The organism is Streptomyces sp. NPDC093149 (assembly GCF_044754145.1).
GTDB lineage: Bacteria > Actinomycetota > Actinomycetes > Streptomycetales > Streptomycetaceae > Streptomyces.
Genome location: NZ_JBIVON010000049.1, coordinates 1,353 through 15,780, shown reverse-complemented (window position 1 = coordinate 15,780; position 14,428 = coordinate 1,353). Strand labels below are relative to the sequence as shown.

Here is a 14,428-nt window from a genome sequence, read left to right as displayed (position 1 = left end):
GTGGAGCGGCTGCGCGGACTGCGTGACGAGATCCACCGCGACGTCTGCGACCGGGGCTACGACAAGGAACGCAACACCTTCACCCAGTCCTACGGATCGAAGGAGCTGGACGCCTCCCTCCTGCTGATCCCCCAGATGGGATTCCTGCCGCCCGACGACAAGCGCGTGATCGGCACGATCGAGGCGATCCAGCGCGAGCTGTCCACCGAGGACGGCTTCGTGCTGCGCTACCCCACCAAGGGCGAGGACGCCGGCGTCGACGGTCTGGAGGGCGACGAGGGCGCGTTCCTGGCCTGCTCGTTCTGGCTGGCCGACGACCTGGCGATGATCGGCCGGGTCGACGAGGCACGCCAGCTCTTCGAGCGGCTGCTGTCCCTGCGCAACGATCTGGGCCTGCTCGCGGAGGAGTGGGATTCCCGGCTGCAGCGCCAGGTGGGGAACTTCCCCCAGGCGTTCAGCCACGTGCCGCTGATCGACACGGCACTGCGCCTGACGGCGAGCGGGGCGTACGTCGGCTGACCTCGGGAAGGGGGCGGTCATCGCGCGAGCGGTGTCCGCCCCCTTCCGTTCGCCCGGACGCCGATCCGCTCCGGTTACGGGTTCTCGCAGGAGTGCGGCGAGCCGGGTCGGCGCGGCTGCCCCACGCTCTTCGCTCAGGTCACGACGGGCAGCTCCGAGGGCAGCCCCCATTCGCTCCAGGACCCGTCGTACACGGCCGACTCGCGGTACCCGGCCAGTTCGGCCCCGAGCGCCAGCACGCAGGCGGTGACGCCCGATCCGCAGCTGAAGAACAGCCGTTGCCGGTCTCCGGCGAGGGCGGCGAACACGGCGCGCAGCTCATCCGCCGGGCGCATCCGGCCGTCGCGTCGGAGCTCGCCGAAGGGCAGATTGACCGCTCCCGGCATGTGGCCGGCGCGCAGTCCCGGTCGCGGCTCGGCGACCACGCCGGAGTACCGCTCCGCGGAGCGGGCGTCGAAGACCACCGCCGCGGGGTCGGCCAGGGCCGCCACCACCTCGTCGCTGCCCACGATCCGTCCCGCGCGCGGCCGGGCCGTGAAGTCGCCGCGCTCCGCGGCGGGCACCGGCCGGCCGGTCTCCAGCGGCAGCCCGGCGTCCGTCCAGGCGGGCAGGCCGCCGTCGAGCACCGCTGCCCGGTCGAAGCCCATCGCGCGCAGCATCCACCAGGCGCGCGGGCTGGAGTAGATGCCCGCGCCGTCGTAGACGACGACGGTGTCGGTGTCGTGGACGCCGAGGGAGCGCAGCTCCTCCGTGAACCGGCGGGCATCGGGCATCGTGTGCGGCAGTGGTCCCGAGTGGTCGGACAGCGCCCCGTCGATGTCGAAGGGCCGCGCGCCCGGGATCCGCCGCCCGGAGCCCCGGTGCGCACCCACGGAGGCGTCCAGGACCACCAGTCCGGGCTCGCCCAGCCGCGACGCGAGCCAGTCGACCCCGACCAGGGGGCCGGGCAGGTCCTCCCGGCTCGCGTACGCCGATACGTCGTCGCCCACGTCTGCTCCAGGTCCGGGTAGGAGAGCCGCACGGTCCGAACCGCGCGGCGGTCACAAGATCGCAGCGGCCCCGACCCGTGTCAACCGTGGTTCCATGTCCCCGGGCAGGCCGAAAGCGGCGGAGCGGAGCGGCCGCTCCCGGTCGGCGGACCCTCTCGGCACCTCCCCGACCGCGCCTCCCGCGCCCGGGGCCGGTACCTTCCTGAATCAGGGCGACCGCCCGTTTGAACCGAATGGAAACGCGAGGCCGGAGCCAGTGGAGACGCAAGGCGGAATCACCGTGCAGCGGGCGCTTGAGCTGCCGGGGCTGCGCAGCGGGCTCCCGGAGGTGGTGGCCGGTGCGGACCGGCTGAACCGTACCGTGCGCTGGGTGCACGCGGGCGAGGTCCCGAACATTGCTTCGCTGCTCAAGGGCGGTGAGCTGCTGCTCACCACCGGGCTCGGGCTCGGCACCCGTCCCGCCGAGCAGCGCGCCTTCGTCCGCAGGCTCGCCGACCGCGGGATCGCCGCCCTGGTGGTGGAGCTCGGTCCGCGCTTCAGCAGGCTGCCCGCATCGATCGTGGACGCCGCCCGCGCGGCCGGTCTGCCGCTGGTGCAGCTGCACCGCGAGGTGCCGTTCGTGACGGTGACCGAGGAGATACACACCGAGATCGTCAACGGTCACTACGCCCTGCTGCGGCAGGCCGAGGATGTGCACCGCAGGTGCACGGAGGCGCTCCTCGGCGGTGGCGGGGTGCCCCAGGTGCTGGGCATCCTGGCGGACTTCGCGGCCAACCCGGTCTTCCTGGAGACGGCGGACGGGCAGCTGCTCTACGCGGCCGGCCCCAGGTCGGGCCCGGTGTGCGCCGATCCGCTCCAGGTGTGGGACGGAATGCGCGGCGGCCGGGCGGCCCGCGAGGCGCCGCCCACGGGTTCGGTGCTGGTGGACGTGCCGGGCGGCGGGCCGGGAACCGGTTCGGTACGAGCCAGGCTGGTGCTGCTGGCCGTGTCCGCACCGCTGGTGACGGTGCACCGGATGGCGGCGGAACGGGCGGCGGGGATCCTCGCCGTCGTGCTGATGCAGGCCCGTCAGGAGGAGGAGCTCGCGGCGCGCGGCCGGGGCGACTTCCTGTCGGATCTCGCGGAGGGCCGGATCACTCCGGAGGACGCCCCGGCGCAGGCCCGCGTGCTGGGCTTCAAGCCGGGCGGGACACCGCTGCTGCCGGTGGTGATGCGGCTGGCCCCCGAACTGTCCGTGTCGGGGAACTGGGCGCTGCTGGCACGGGCCGTGCTGGAGGAGCTCTCGTCGGTGGGCGTGCCGGTGCTGCTCGGCGTGCGGCCCGTGGAGGGCCGGGTTCCGGTGTTGCTGGGGCTGCGGTCCGAGACGGAGCGCACGGCGGTCGCGGACCGGGTCGCGGCGGCGTTGCGGGCCGGTGTGGAACGCGCCGGTCTGGAGCGGGCCGGATCGCATCCGCCGGTCGTGGTGGTGGGCGTGGCCGGCGGCTGGGCCGCGGCCGGTGCCGGACTGCGGCACGCCGCGGAGACGGCGACGGCCGCGCAGGGGCTCAGCGACCGGCCCTGGTACGACGCCCGGCGCCTGGACATCGATCTGCTGCTGTGGCGGCTGCGGAACCATCCGGATCTGGCCGCGTTCGTGGACCGGGCGATCGGTCCGCTGCGCGACCACGACCGCAGCTCGCGCCCTCCGCTGCTGCCGACGCTGGAGACGTACCTCGCCCACGCGGGCCGCAAGGCGGAGACAGCACGTGAACTCCATCTGAACCGGCAGACGTTGTACAACCGGCTGGCCCGCATCGGTGAGCTGCTCGGCACCGACCTCGACGACCCCCAGGCGGTCCTGGCCCTGAGTCTGGCGCTCCGGGCCCGCCGCCACACCTCGTAGCCCCCGGGCCCGCCGCCACACCTCGTAGCCCCCGGGCCCGCCGCCGCACGTCGCAGCCCCATGGCCCCGGACCTGCGGAGAGCACGGCGGCCGGGGCGTTCACCGCGTCCGGGCCACCGCCAACGGCTGCGTCAACTCGTCGTAGACGGCGAGGACTTGCGCGATCGTGTCGTCCTCCGTCGGCCAGTCGGCGGCCTGCGCACGCCCCGCGGCCACCAACTGCTCGCACCGCTCCGGATCGCCGAGCAGCCTGACGACCGCCCGTCCGAGCGCCTCGCCGTTGCCGCACGGCACGAGCTCCGCCCCGTCCCCGACGAGTTCGGGCACCCCTCCGACCGCGGTGGCGACCAGTGGAACGCCGAGCCGCAGGGCCTCCTGGGCCAGCACCGAGCGCGCCTCCCACCGGCTGGACAGCACTGCCAGATCGGCGACGGCGAGCAGTTCGGCGATGTCGTCGCGGCTGCCGATGAGCCGGACGGGCAGTTCCTCGTCCCTGATCCGGCGCTGCAGGGCCGCCCGTTCCCGCCCCTCCCCCGCGATGACCAGCAGCGGCACGGGGTCGAGCCCGCGCCACATCCGTGCGGCGTCGAGCAGCGTGTCGTACCCGTGGTGCGGCACGAGCCTTCCGTACGACATGATCAACGGCCGTTCCGTCACGCCGAGTTCGGCCCGCGCCTTGCCCTCGTGGACGACGACCGGCCGCTGCGGTACGGGGGCCGAGACCGGCGAGAGCCGGGCATCGCGCGCGCCTCGGCGCCGCGCCCGGTCGACCAGGTCCGATGTCGTGCCGAGCACAACTGCCGCCGCGCGGGCGGCCCTTCGCTCCATCAGATGCAGCAGTCGGCTGCGGGCGCCCTCCGCGTGGGCGCGGGCGTGCCAGGTGACGACCAGCGGGACGCGTCGGCCGCCGAGCGCGAGAGCGGCCCGTACGGCGGCGTGCAGGCCGTGCGCGTGGACCACGTCCGCGGTCAGGCATGCGGTGCGCAGCGCGGCGACGGCGGTGGGGTCACTGCGTCGCGGTACGGGGGCGAAGTCGACTCCCTTGCCGGAGAAGTCGTAGGCGTGGTCCAGTTCGGCCGGGGCGCAGACGGTGACCTGCACACCTCTCGCCACCAGCCCCGCGGCGAGCGAGCTGACGTGGGCGCTGCTGCCCGCGCTGCCGCCGCCCAGGACTTGGACCGTACGCAGCTGTGACACGTTGAATGGCTCCCGGGGCTCCCGAGTCGGCGGTGATGGCACGCCAAGGATGCCAGTCCGTACGCACGTTCCGGCACAGTCGGGCCACTGTCCCGCTGCATACAACAGCAACCGGCCGCGACCTACCACTCGTACAAGTGAGAAGCTGACGCGATGTTGACGCGCCTTTGTCCCGGCCTTCTCCGTCAGCGGTCCCACAGCCTCCGGACGAGCCGGCTGACCCGGTCCCCGTGGACCGTCGCCACGACGAGCCCCAGGGTGTGAGCGACGAGACCGGCCCGGCCGCGGCCCGCGACGACGGCGACGCCGAGCGCGGCCCCCAGGGCGTGGGCCCCGGTGTCCCCGATCATGGTGCGCTCCCCCAGGTCGTCGGTGACGAGGGCTGCCGCGGCGCCCATCGGCGCGGCGGCGAGCGCGGTCGCCGGCAGGCCCGGGGCCCCGAGAGCGAGCACGGTGGCGGCAGCGGCGGCGGGCCGTACGTCCGTCAGATTGACGAGGTGCGCGGTTGCGGCGATCACGACTCCGGCGAGGATCCGATCGACGGGACGCTCCTCGAGCAGCGTCCCGGCCACGAGCCCCGCGGTCCCGATCCCGAGAAGTTTCACCGCTCCGCCGGTCACCTCGCCGCCCCGCAGCGCGCCCAGATGGGCCCGGAACCCCCGGCGCGGATCGTCTCCACCGACGAGATCGTCGTAGGCACCGCAGCCGCCGGCCGCGAGCACGGCGAGCGCCGCGGCGTACTTGGTGCGAGCAGGCAGCGGAAGGACGGCGGTTCCCGCCACGGTTCCGAGGGCGACGGCCGGGCCCGCGTACAGATCGACGGTGCGGCCCGCGTAGTTGGTGCGCTGCCAGTGCCTGCGCGGCCGGGCCCGCAGCACCCGGTACACACTCCCCGCGACGGCGGCGGCGACCCCACCTGACACCACGGCCCTGCCGCACGCTGTTCCCATACGAGCAGGCTACGCAGCGGTCCGCCGGGGCCGTCCGGCGGCCGTCCGGTGAGCGAACCGCCGGGCGCCCCCGGAGGGCGAGGTCGCCCGGCGACCGGCCTCGAACGCGCGCCCGACGGCCGCGAAACCCCGGCTACCCGTCCGCCCGCGCCGCCGCGAGCAGCTCCTCCGCATGAGCCCGCGCCGTCTGCGAGTCCTCCTGCCCGGCAAGCATCCGGGACAGCTCCCGCACCCGGTCCTCGCCCTCCAGGACCGTGACCCCGCTGCTGGTCACCGACCCGTCGACGGTCTTCTCGACCAGCAGTTGCCGGTCGGCGAAGGCCGCCACCTGCGGCAGGTGCGTGACGACGACGACCTGGGCGGACCTGGCGAGCTTCGCGAGCCGCCGCCCGACCTCCACGGCGGCCTTGCCGCCGACCCCCGCGTCCACCTCGTCGAAGAGGTACGTGGGGACGGGGTCGGAGCCGGCGAAGACCACCTCGACGGCGAGCATCACCCGGGACAGCTCGCCGCCCGACGCGCCCTTGGCGATCGGCCGCGGCTGGGCTCCCGGGTGCGGGGCCAGCAGGAGCTCGACCTCGTCGGCGCCGGAGGGACCGTAGACCACGCTCCGCCCACCGACCTCGATGCCGGAGGTCTCGTCGGCCGCCTCGGTCTGCCGGATGTCGAAGGAGACCCGGGCGTGCGGCATCGCGAGGGAGGCCAGTTCCGCCGTGACGGCCTCGGCGAAGCGCTCCGCCGCCCCGGTACGCGCATCGGTCAACGCCTGTCCGAGGAGCGAGAGTTCGGCCCGCAGCGCGTCGCGCTCCGCCGTCAGTTCGCCGATGCGGTCGTCGTCGCCCTCCAGCTCGGTGAGCCGGGCGGCCCCCTCCTGGGCCCAGGCGAGCACGGCGGTGATGTCCTCGCCGTACTTGCGGGTGAGTCCCGTGAGCGCCGCGCGCCGCTCCTCCACCGCGGCGAGCCGCAGCGGATCGGCGTCCAGCTGGTCGGCGTACCCGGCCAGTTCACCGGCCACGTCGGCGAGCAGGATCGAGATCTCGCCGATCCGGTCGGCGAGCGCGGCCAGCGCCGGATCGTGGGCCCGCACGGCGTCCAGGGACCGTCCGGCCGCCGCGACCACGGTCGTCGCGTCGACGCCCTCCGGGTCCTCCGGGTTGCCCGCGAGCGCGGTGTGCGCAAGGGCCGCCGCGGAGGCGAGGGCTTCGGCGTGACCGAGCCGTTCGGCCTCGGCGGCCAGGTCGTCGTCCTCGCCCGCCAACGGTTCGACCCCGGCGATCTCGCCCAGCCCGAAGCGCAGCAGATCCGCTTCCTGGGCACGTTCGCGGGCGCGCGTCGTCAGCTCGTCGAGCTCCGTGACGACGGCCCGCAGCCGCCGGTACGCCGCCGTGTACTCGGCGTGCGGCACGGCGACGCCGTCGCCCGCGTACCGGTCCAGGGCCTGTCGCTGCCGGGCGGGCTTGAGCAGCCCCTGCTGGTCGGTCTGGCCGTGCACGGCGACGAGCTCGTCGGCCAGTTCCGCGAGCACCCCCACCGGCACCGCTCTCCCGCCCAGATGCGCCCGGGAGCGCCCCTCCGCGGAGACGGTACGGCTGATCAACAGCGCACCGTCGTCGAACTCGGCCCCGGCCTCCTCGGCCCGCAGGGCCACGGCCTCGCCCTCGGACACCGTGATCCGTCCCTCGACGACGGCGGCCTTGGCCCCGATCCGTACGAGGGCGGGGTCGGCACGCCCGCCGAGCAGCAGCCCCAGGCTGGTGACGACCATGGTCTTGCCCGCGCCGGTCTCACCCGTCACCGCGGTGAAACCGGGCGACAGCTCGACCACCGCGTCGTCGATGACTCCGAGCGACCGTATCCGCATCTCCTCCAACACGGACATGACCTTACGAGGTCCGAGCCCCGATGTGCGACGGACCCCGCCCCCCGGGGTTCACTCTCCCGTGTGCTCCTGGAGCATTCGCACCGCCTCCGCAGGCATGTCCGCCGGTCAGTGCGGCGCGCCCCGCCACCCCGAGACGGGCAGCGCGAACTTCGCCACCAACCGGTCCGTGAACGAGGCGTGGTGCAGCCGAGCCAGCCGTACGGGCACCGCACCGCGGCGCACCTCGACCCGTGCCCCCGAGGGCAGCTCCACGGTCCTGCGCCCGTCGCACCACAGCACCCCGTGCGGGGTGTGCTGCTGGACCTCGACGGCCAGCACCGAGTCCGGCGAGGTCACCAGCGGCTTGGCGAACAGCGCGTGGGCGCTGATCGGCACCATCAGCAGCGCCTCCACCTCGGGCCAGACGACGGGACCGCCCGCCGAGAAGGCGTAGGCGGTCGATCCGGTCGGGGTCGCGCAGACGATCCCGTCGCAGCCGAACCCGGTCACCGGCCGGCCGTCGATCTCCAGGACGACCTCCAGCATCCGCTCGGGCGACACCTTCTGCACGGCCGCTTCGTTGAGCGCCCAGTCGGTGTGCACGACGTCGCCGTTGCTGTGCACGACGACATCGAGCGTCATGCGTTCCTCGACCTGGTACGCCCGGGTGACGACCCGGTCGACCACCTTGTCCAGGTCGTCCCGCTCGGCCTCGGCGAGGAAGCCGACCCGGCCGAGGTTGACGCCGAGCATCGGCACCCCGGAGGCGCGGGAGAACTCGGCGCCGCGCAGCAGCGTCCCGTCCCCGCCGAGCACGATCAGCAGCTCACAGCCGTCCACGGCCCCGGGTGTGGTGTCCGTGACCGTCTCGACGGACGCCGGCAGCGGCAGATCGGCCGCCTCGGTGGCCAGCACCCGCACCCCGAGGCCGCTGCGCAGCAGTCCCTGTACGACAAGTTCGGCGCTGCGGATCGCGGCCGGGCGGCCGGTGTGCGCCAGAAGAAAGACAGTTCGTGCCGCATTCGTCGTCAACGAGGCCCCTCCGCCACTGCACGGTCGACATCCGCCGGGTCCAGCTCGGGCGCTCCGGCCCGCAGCCAGAGAAAGTACTCGACATTTCCTGCGGGCCCCGGCAGCGGGCTCGCCGTCACCCCCCGCACTCCGAGGCCCAGCGCCCAGGCCCGGCGCGCCACCTCCCGTACCGCTTCGGCCCGCAGTTCGGGGCTGCGCACCACACCGCCGCTGCCGAGCCGCTCCTTGCCGACCTCGAACTGCGGCTTGACCATGAGGACCAGATCGGCGTCGGGGGCCGCGCAGCGCGCCAGGGCGGGCAGGACCAGCCCCAGCGGGATGAACGACAGATCACCGACCACCAGATCCACCGGCAGGCCGTCGATCGTCTCCAGGGTCAGCTCACGCACATTGGTGCGGTCCTTGACGGTGACGCGCTCGTCCGACTGCAGCGACCAGGCGAGCTGTCCGTAGCCGACGTCGACGGCGACGACATGACCGGCGCCGGCCCGTAGCAGCACGTCGGTGAAGCCGCCGGTCGACGCCCCGGCGTCCAGCGCCCGCCGGCCCTCGATCTTCAGCCCGAGGGGTACGAAGGCGGCGAGGGCCCCGGCGAGCTTGTGTCCACCGCGCGAGACGTACTCGGGGTCGCTGTCGTCCTTGGTCACGACGATGGCGGCGCGGGTCTCGACCTGGGTGGCGGCCTTGGTCGCGGTGTTGCCACCGACGGTCACCCGTCCCGCGGCGATCAGCTGGCTCGCGTGCTCGCGCGAGCGGGCGAGCTCACGGCGTACCAGCTCGGCGTCGAGGCGGTGACGTGTCACTCCTGCCACGTTCGGTTCAGCTCCTGTGGTTGTACGAGGGCATCGGTGCGGGTGCGGGTCCTGCGTCCAGCGCGGTCAGCGCGTCGCGCAGCCCACGGTGTACATCCTCGTACACCTCGATGTGCCCGTCCGCCGTGAGGTGGTCCGCATCGGCCAGACGCTCCAGCCGTGCGTCGACCCGGGCGTTGCCGGTCGGGGTGCGTGCGATACCGAGGGGAGCGGGCGCGGCGGGCTCGGACGCGGTTGCGGCGGCCGGGGCCGCGTCCTCGTCGGGCGAGCCCTGCGCCGCTTCCCCGGGCGTCGCCCCGGGCACTGTTCCGTGTGCCGCCCCGGGCCCCGGCATCGAGTCGCTCATGCGGGAAACGCTACCGCGTAGGGCTGCGGTACCGTCGGTCACGATGGCGACCATGGCGGAGTGCCGCAGCGCACTCGACAGACTCTCCGGCAACCTCGCGGTGGCCGATGGCGACGTGCGCAGCGCGGCAGCTCTCGACCGCTCGCTGAGCTGCCACATCAAAGACCTCGACATCACCTTCACCGGGCGGCTGACGCATGGCCGGATCCAGGTCCTGGACACGGCCGAGGGTCCGCCCCGGGAGAAGGCCGAGATCCGGCTCGCGATGACCGGTGACGACCTGGTGGCCATGGTGGACGGTGAGCTGAACTTCGCCAAGGCATGGGGCACGGGCCGGGTCCGGCTGGAGGCCGGCTTCCGCGACCTGCTGAGACTCAGGACGCTGCTGTAGCCACCGCGTGGACCCCTTCCCCGGCCCGTGGCGCGACCGGGGCGGCAGCTCGTCCGGTCCCCTTCGTCCCGTCAGCCCCCCGTCGAGGCCCCGGCCGACGCCTTGCCCCGTGTGCCCGCCCCGCCGCTCCGCGGCTTGCGTGCGGCCGGGACCACCAGCGGCGTTCCGGTCTCCGGGTCGTCGATGACCTGGCAGCGCAGCCCGAAGACCCGCTCCACCAGTTCCGCGGTGACGACGTCGCCCGGCGCCCCCTCGGCGATCACCTCGCCCTCCCGCATCGCGACGAGATGTGTGGCGTACCGCGCGGCGTGGTTCAGATCGTGCAGGACGGCCACCAGCGTGCGCCCCTGGGCCTCGTGCAGTTCCGCGCAGAGGTCGAGGACGTCGATCTGGTGCTGGATGTCGAGGTACGTCGTCGGCTCGTCGAGCAGCAGGAGCGGCGTCTGCTGGGCGAGCGCCATGGCGATCCAGACACGCTGCCGCTGCCCGCCGGACAATTCATCGACATAGCGATCGGCGAGCGTGCCGACCCCGGTCGCCGCCATCGATTCCTCGACAATGCGTTCGTCGTCCGGCGACCACTGCCGCAGCAGCCCCTGATGCGGGTACCGGCCGCGCCCGACGAGGTCGGCGACGGTGATGCCGTCCGGCGCGACGGAGGACTGCGGCAGCAGCCCCAGCGTCCTGGCGACCTTCTTCGCGGGCATCGCGTGGATCGCCTGCCCGTCCAGGAGCACCCGTCCGCTGTTCGGCTTCAGCATCCGCGAGAGCGCGCGCAACAGGGTCGACTTCCCACAGGCGTTGGGACCGACGATCACCGTGAACGAGTTGTCGGGGATCTCGACGGAGAGATTCTCCGCGATGACCCGCTGGTCGTAGCCGAGGGTCACCGAGTCCGCGGTGAGGCGCTGCATGGGTCGTACTCCCGGGGTCGGGGGTGATCGGGCGCGAGGGCCGTCCTTCACCACAGGCGGCGGGTGGGCCCGAGCCCGGCACCACCCGCCGGGCGGGTCGGCCATCCGGACGGTGGCACACCGAGCAGAACAAAGTTAGGTTAGCCTACCCTCTTTTGCTCTCGAAGTGCCGGGAACCGTTCCTACAGCCCCAGCCTGGCGACCGCCTTCGCCGCGTCCGACCCGCACGAGCCGTCCCCGGCGTGCGACCACGCCGCCCCGCAGAGCGCCCGCAGCCCGTCGAGCGCGTCCCCGTCCCCCTCGATCACCAGGTCGTCACCACGCACCGACGCCGTCCAGCCGCCACAGCCGAACCCGTCGTCCGTCCGCGTCACCTCGGGCTGCCCGGTCAGCAACCCCCGCAGGTCCGCGTCCACGAACGTCGGCCGGTGCTTCGGCCCGGCGGCCAGCAACCGCGCCGCGTCCGTCACCCCGGTGAGCACCAGCAGGGAGTCCACTCCGCCGTTGAAGGCACCCTCGATGTCCGTGTCCAGCCGGTCCCCGACCACCAGCGGACGCTCGGCCCCGGTCCGCAGCACCGTCTCCCGGTGCATCGGCGGCAACGGCTTCCCGGCGACCTGCGGCTCGGCCCCGGTCGCGATCCGTACGACCTCCACCGCCGCACCGTTCCCCGGCGCGATCCCCCGGGCACTCGGAATCGTCAGATCCGTGTTGGACGCGAACCACGGCACCCCCCGCGCGATCGCGTAGGCCGCCTCGGCGAACCGCCCCCACGCCATGTCGGGCCCGCCGTACCCCTGCGCCACCGCGGCCGGCTCGTCGTCCGCCGATTCCACCGGGACCAGCCCGCGCTCGCGCAGTGCGACGCGCAGTCCCTCGCCACCCACCACCAGAACCCGTGCACCGGCGGGCAGTTGATCCGCCATCAGCCGCGCCACCGCCTGCGCCGAGGTGATCACATCGCCGGGCCCGGCCGGAATCCCGAGTTCGGACAGGTGCTCGGCCACCGCGGCCGGGGTCCGCAGGGCGTTGTTGGTCACATACGCCAGGTGCATCCCGCCGTCCCGTGCAGTTTCCAGCGACTCGACGGCGTGGACGATCGCATGACCGCCCGCGTACACCACCCCGTCGAGATCGAGCAGCGCCGTGTCGTACGCCACGTTCAACGCGGTGCTGCTGCCGCTCGGCCTGGTCCTGCTCGCCTGACTCATTCTCTACGCTCCTCATTCCGTACTTCTGTTCCGATCATCGCGCATCCCGGCCGCACGCATACGATGCAGAAATGAACACATCAGGTCCGGCCGGCCAGGGACTGCGTCTGACCCCGTTCCGTGGACTGCGCTACGTCCCCGAGCGGGTCGGCAGTCTCGCCGCGGTGACCTCACCGCCGTACGACGTCGTCGTACGCCCCGACGGACTGCACCATCTGGAGTCGGCGGACCCGCACAACATCGTCCGGCTGATCCTGCCGCAGGCCGACACCGCCGCGGCCCGTCACAAGCAGGCCGCCGAGACGCTGGACCGCTGGCTGGCCGAGGGCGTCCTCGCTCCCGATGCCGAGCCCGCGCTGTACGTCTACGAGCAGCGCGACGCCGAGATCCTGCAACGCGGCATCGTCGGAGCACTGGCACTGTCCGCGCCCACCGAGGGCATCGTCCTGCCGCACGAGGACGTGATGGCCCACGTCGTCGAGGACCGGGCCGCCCTGATGCGCACCACGGCCGCCCATCTCGAACCGCTGCTGCTCACCTACCGCAGCGACGAGGACATCTCGGGCGCGACCGCCGTCATCGAGCGGACCATCGAGCGTCCACCGCTGCTCGCCACCACCACCGAGGACGGTTACAGCCACCGGCTGTGGGCGGTCACCGATCCGGCCGAACGAGCCGAGATCGAGGCCGATCTGGCCCACCACCAGGCTCTGATCGCCGACGGCCACCATCGCTGGGCCACCTACCTCCGGCTGCAGCAGGAGCACACCGATCCCGGCCCCTGGGACTTCGGCCTGGTCCTCCTCGTCGACACGGCCCGTTACCCGCTCCGGGTCCGCGCCATCCACCGACTGCTCCACCGCCTGCCCGTCGCCGACGCGCTCGCCGCACTGAACGGCCTCTTCCGCGTCCGCGACATCGAGGGCCCGCTGCCCCTGGCCCTGGGGGCACTCGCCGAGGCGGCCGTCGAAGGCAACGCGTTCCTGCTCGCCGGCGACGGCCGCTTCCACCTCGTCGACCGCCCCGACGCCGCCCTGCTGGCACGTACGATTCCGGCCGATCACCCGACCGCCTGGCGGACCCTCGACGCGACGGTCCTGCACGCGGCTCTGCTCGACCACGTCTGGCAGATCCCCGACGCCCCGGAACACATCGCATACATCCACGACACCGCGGCCGCCGTCGAACAGGCCGAACGCCGCAACGGCACCGCGGTCCTGATGCATCCGGTACGCGAGGAGGTCGTCCGGGACCTCGCCCGACAGGGCGTCACCATGCCTCGCAAGTCGACCTCCTTCGGCCCCAAGCCCGCCTCCGGCCTGGTCCTGCGAAGCCTCGCTCTCGACTGACCCCCGGAAACGACAAAAGGGCGGCACCCCCGCAGGGTGCCGCCCTCTCTCATGCCTTACGCCTCGGACGTACCGTCCTGGCCCCGGCCCTTGTCCTGGTCGTCGTCCGCAGCGGCGGCCGAGGGGGCGATGTCGTTCTCGCCCTCGTCGTCCTCGTCCAGGGCGTCGACGAACTCGACACCTTCCAGCTCGGCGAGCCGGTCCGACGCATTGGTGGCGCCGTCCTTGTCGGCCTCCAGCGCCTTCCCGAACCACTCACGCGCCTCGTCCTCGCGCCCGGCGGCCAGCAGCGCGTCCGCGTACGCGTAGCGCAGTCGCGGCGTCCACGGGTGCACGGCACTCGAAGCCAGTTCGGGGCTCTGCAGCGTGACGATGGCCGCATCGATCTGTCCCATGTCACGACGGGCCCCGGCAGCCACCAGACGCATCTCGACCTGCCCGGCCTTGTCCAGCTTCTGCACCTCGGGCTCACCGGCCATGGCCATCGCCCGCTCGGGACGCCCGAGTCCACGCTCGCAGTCGGCCATGACGGGCCACAGCTCAACGGAACCGGTCATCCGCTTGGCAGCGCGGAACTCCGCCAGCGCCTCCGAGTACTTCTGCGTCGCGTACGCGGCGAACCCGGCCGCCTCACGCACGGCCGCGACCCGTGAGGCCAGCCGCAGTGCGATCCGCGAGTACGCGTACGCCTGCTCGGGGTCCTCGTCGATCAGGCGGGCCACCATGACGAGGTTCCTGGCGACATCCTCGGCCAGGGTCTTCGGCAGGCTCATCAGCTCCTGCCGCACATCCTTGTCGATCTCGTCGCCGGTGACGTCCTCCGGAATCGGAAGCCGCTTGATGGGCTCACGGTCCCGGTCGTCCCGCCGCTCGTACCCACCGCGGTCGTCGCGCCCGCGGTAGCCGCCCCGGCCACCACGATCGTCCCGCTGGCCGCGGTAGCCCCCGCCGCGGCTGTCGTCGCGCCGGTACCCG

At 73.3% G+C, this 14,428-nt stretch carries 14 protein-coding genes; 4 read left to right on the top strand and 10 right to left on the bottom strand.

Translation table 11 applies throughout. The features are described from left to right. A partial coding sequence (locus ACIQCZ_RS41910; RefSeq protein ID WP_402291386.1) for a glycoside hydrolase family 15 protein occupies window positions 1–519 on the top strand: 519 nt, incomplete at its 5' end. A 134-nt stretch (window positions 520–653) separates the two neighbouring features. Here the strand turns inward: ACIQCZ_RS41910 and ACIQCZ_RS41905 are convergent. Then, a complete protein-coding gene (locus tag ACIQCZ_RS41905) occupies window positions 654–1,508 on the bottom strand; it encodes a sulfurtransferase (RefSeq protein WP_402291384.1) in 855 nt (284 codons plus the stop codon). A 256-nt stretch (window positions 1,509–1,764) separates the two neighbouring features. On the opposite strand from ACIQCZ_RS41905, the gene ACIQCZ_RS41900 reads away from it, so the two are divergent. Continuing rightward, window positions 1,765–3,390, top strand: coding sequence for a PucR family transcriptional regulator (locus ACIQCZ_RS41900; protein WP_402291382.1), 1,626 nt, complete (start codon window positions 1,765–1,767; stop codon window positions 3,388–3,390). A gap of 99 nt (window positions 3,391–3,489) precedes the next feature. Here ACIQCZ_RS41900 and ACIQCZ_RS41895 read toward each other — a convergent pair whose 3' ends face one another. The 6 genes from ACIQCZ_RS41895 to ACIQCZ_RS41870 all read right to left on the bottom strand — a co-directional run bounded on the left by ACIQCZ_RS41895 (window position 3,490) and on the right by ACIQCZ_RS41870 (window position 9,588). Next, window positions 3,490–4,587 carry a glycosyltransferase family 4 protein gene (locus ACIQCZ_RS41895; protein WP_402291380.1) on the bottom strand — a complete coding sequence of 366 codons (1,098 nt, stop codon included), beginning with the start codon at window positions 4,585–4,587 and terminating at the stop codon, window positions 3,490–3,492. Window positions 4,588–4,772: 185 nt separating this feature from the next. Next, window positions 4,773–5,537, bottom strand: a complete 765-nt coding sequence (locus ACIQCZ_RS41890) for a hypothetical protein (RefSeq protein ID WP_402291379.1) — start codon at window positions 5,535–5,537, stop codon at window positions 4,773–4,775. A gap of 133 nt (window positions 5,538–5,670) precedes the next feature. Beyond that, entirely contained in the window at window positions 5,671–7,416 is a 1,746-nt protein-coding gene (gene recN / locus ACIQCZ_RS41885) for a DNA repair protein RecN (protein ID WP_402291377.1), read from the bottom strand. Between the two features lie 108 nt (window positions 7,417–7,524). Further along, window positions 7,525–8,430, bottom strand: coding sequence for an NAD kinase (locus ACIQCZ_RS41880; protein ID WP_351085792.1), 906 nt, complete (start codon window positions 8,428–8,430; stop codon window positions 7,525–7,527). Next, window positions 8,427–9,242, bottom strand: a complete 816-nt coding sequence (locus tag ACIQCZ_RS41875; protein WP_402291374.1) for a TlyA family RNA methyltransferase — start codon at window positions 9,240–9,242, stop codon at window positions 8,427–8,429. The genes ACIQCZ_RS41880 and ACIQCZ_RS41875 overlap by 4 nt, the downstream gene beginning before the upstream one ends. A 7-nt stretch (window positions 9,243–9,249) precedes the next feature. Further along, entirely contained in the window at window positions 9,250–9,588 is a 339-nt protein-coding gene (locus ACIQCZ_RS41870; RefSeq protein ID WP_402291373.1) for a hypothetical protein, read from the bottom strand. A gap of 43 nt (window positions 9,589–9,631) precedes the next feature. Between ACIQCZ_RS41870 and ACIQCZ_RS41865 the strand changes: the two genes are divergently transcribed. After that, window positions 9,632–9,979 carry an SCP2 sterol-binding domain-containing protein gene (locus tag ACIQCZ_RS41865; protein WP_402291371.1) on the top strand — a complete coding sequence of 116 codons (348 nt, stop codon included), beginning with the start codon at window positions 9,632–9,634 and terminating at the stop codon, window positions 9,977–9,979. Between the two features lie 71 nt (window positions 9,980–10,050). Here the strand turns inward: ACIQCZ_RS41865 and ACIQCZ_RS41860 are convergent, their stop codons facing one another. Together ACIQCZ_RS41860 and ACIQCZ_RS41855 are read right to left on the bottom strand one after the other, a co-directional pair. After that, window positions 10,051–10,893, bottom strand: coding sequence for an ABC transporter ATP-binding protein (locus tag ACIQCZ_RS41860; protein ID WP_402291369.1), 843 nt, complete (start codon window positions 10,891–10,893; stop codon window positions 10,051–10,053). A gap of 182 nt (window positions 10,894–11,075) precedes the next feature. Continuing rightward, window positions 11,076–12,104 carry an HAD hydrolase-like protein gene (locus tag ACIQCZ_RS41855; RefSeq protein ID WP_402291368.1) on the bottom strand — a complete coding sequence of 343 codons (1,029 nt, stop codon included), beginning with the start codon at window positions 12,102–12,104 and terminating at the stop codon, window positions 11,076–11,078. 71 nt (window positions 12,105–12,175) lie between these two features. Here ACIQCZ_RS41855 and ACIQCZ_RS41850 point away from each other — a divergent pair, with 71 nt between their 5' ends. Beyond that, on the top strand, window positions 12,176–13,453 hold the full coding sequence (locus ACIQCZ_RS41850) for a DUF1015 domain-containing protein (RefSeq protein WP_402291366.1): 1,278 nt from the start codon (window positions 12,176–12,178) through the stop codon (window positions 13,451–13,453). A 56-nt stretch (window positions 13,454–13,509) separates the two neighbouring features. On the opposite strand, the gene ACIQCZ_RS41845 is transcribed toward ACIQCZ_RS41850, so the two are convergent. After that, window positions 13,510–14,226 carry a tetratricopeptide repeat protein gene (locus ACIQCZ_RS41845; protein WP_402291388.1) on the bottom strand — a complete coding sequence of 239 codons (717 nt, stop codon included), beginning with the start codon at window positions 14,224–14,226 and terminating at the stop codon, window positions 13,510–13,512. Window positions 14,227–14,428: the final 202 nt, after the last annotated feature.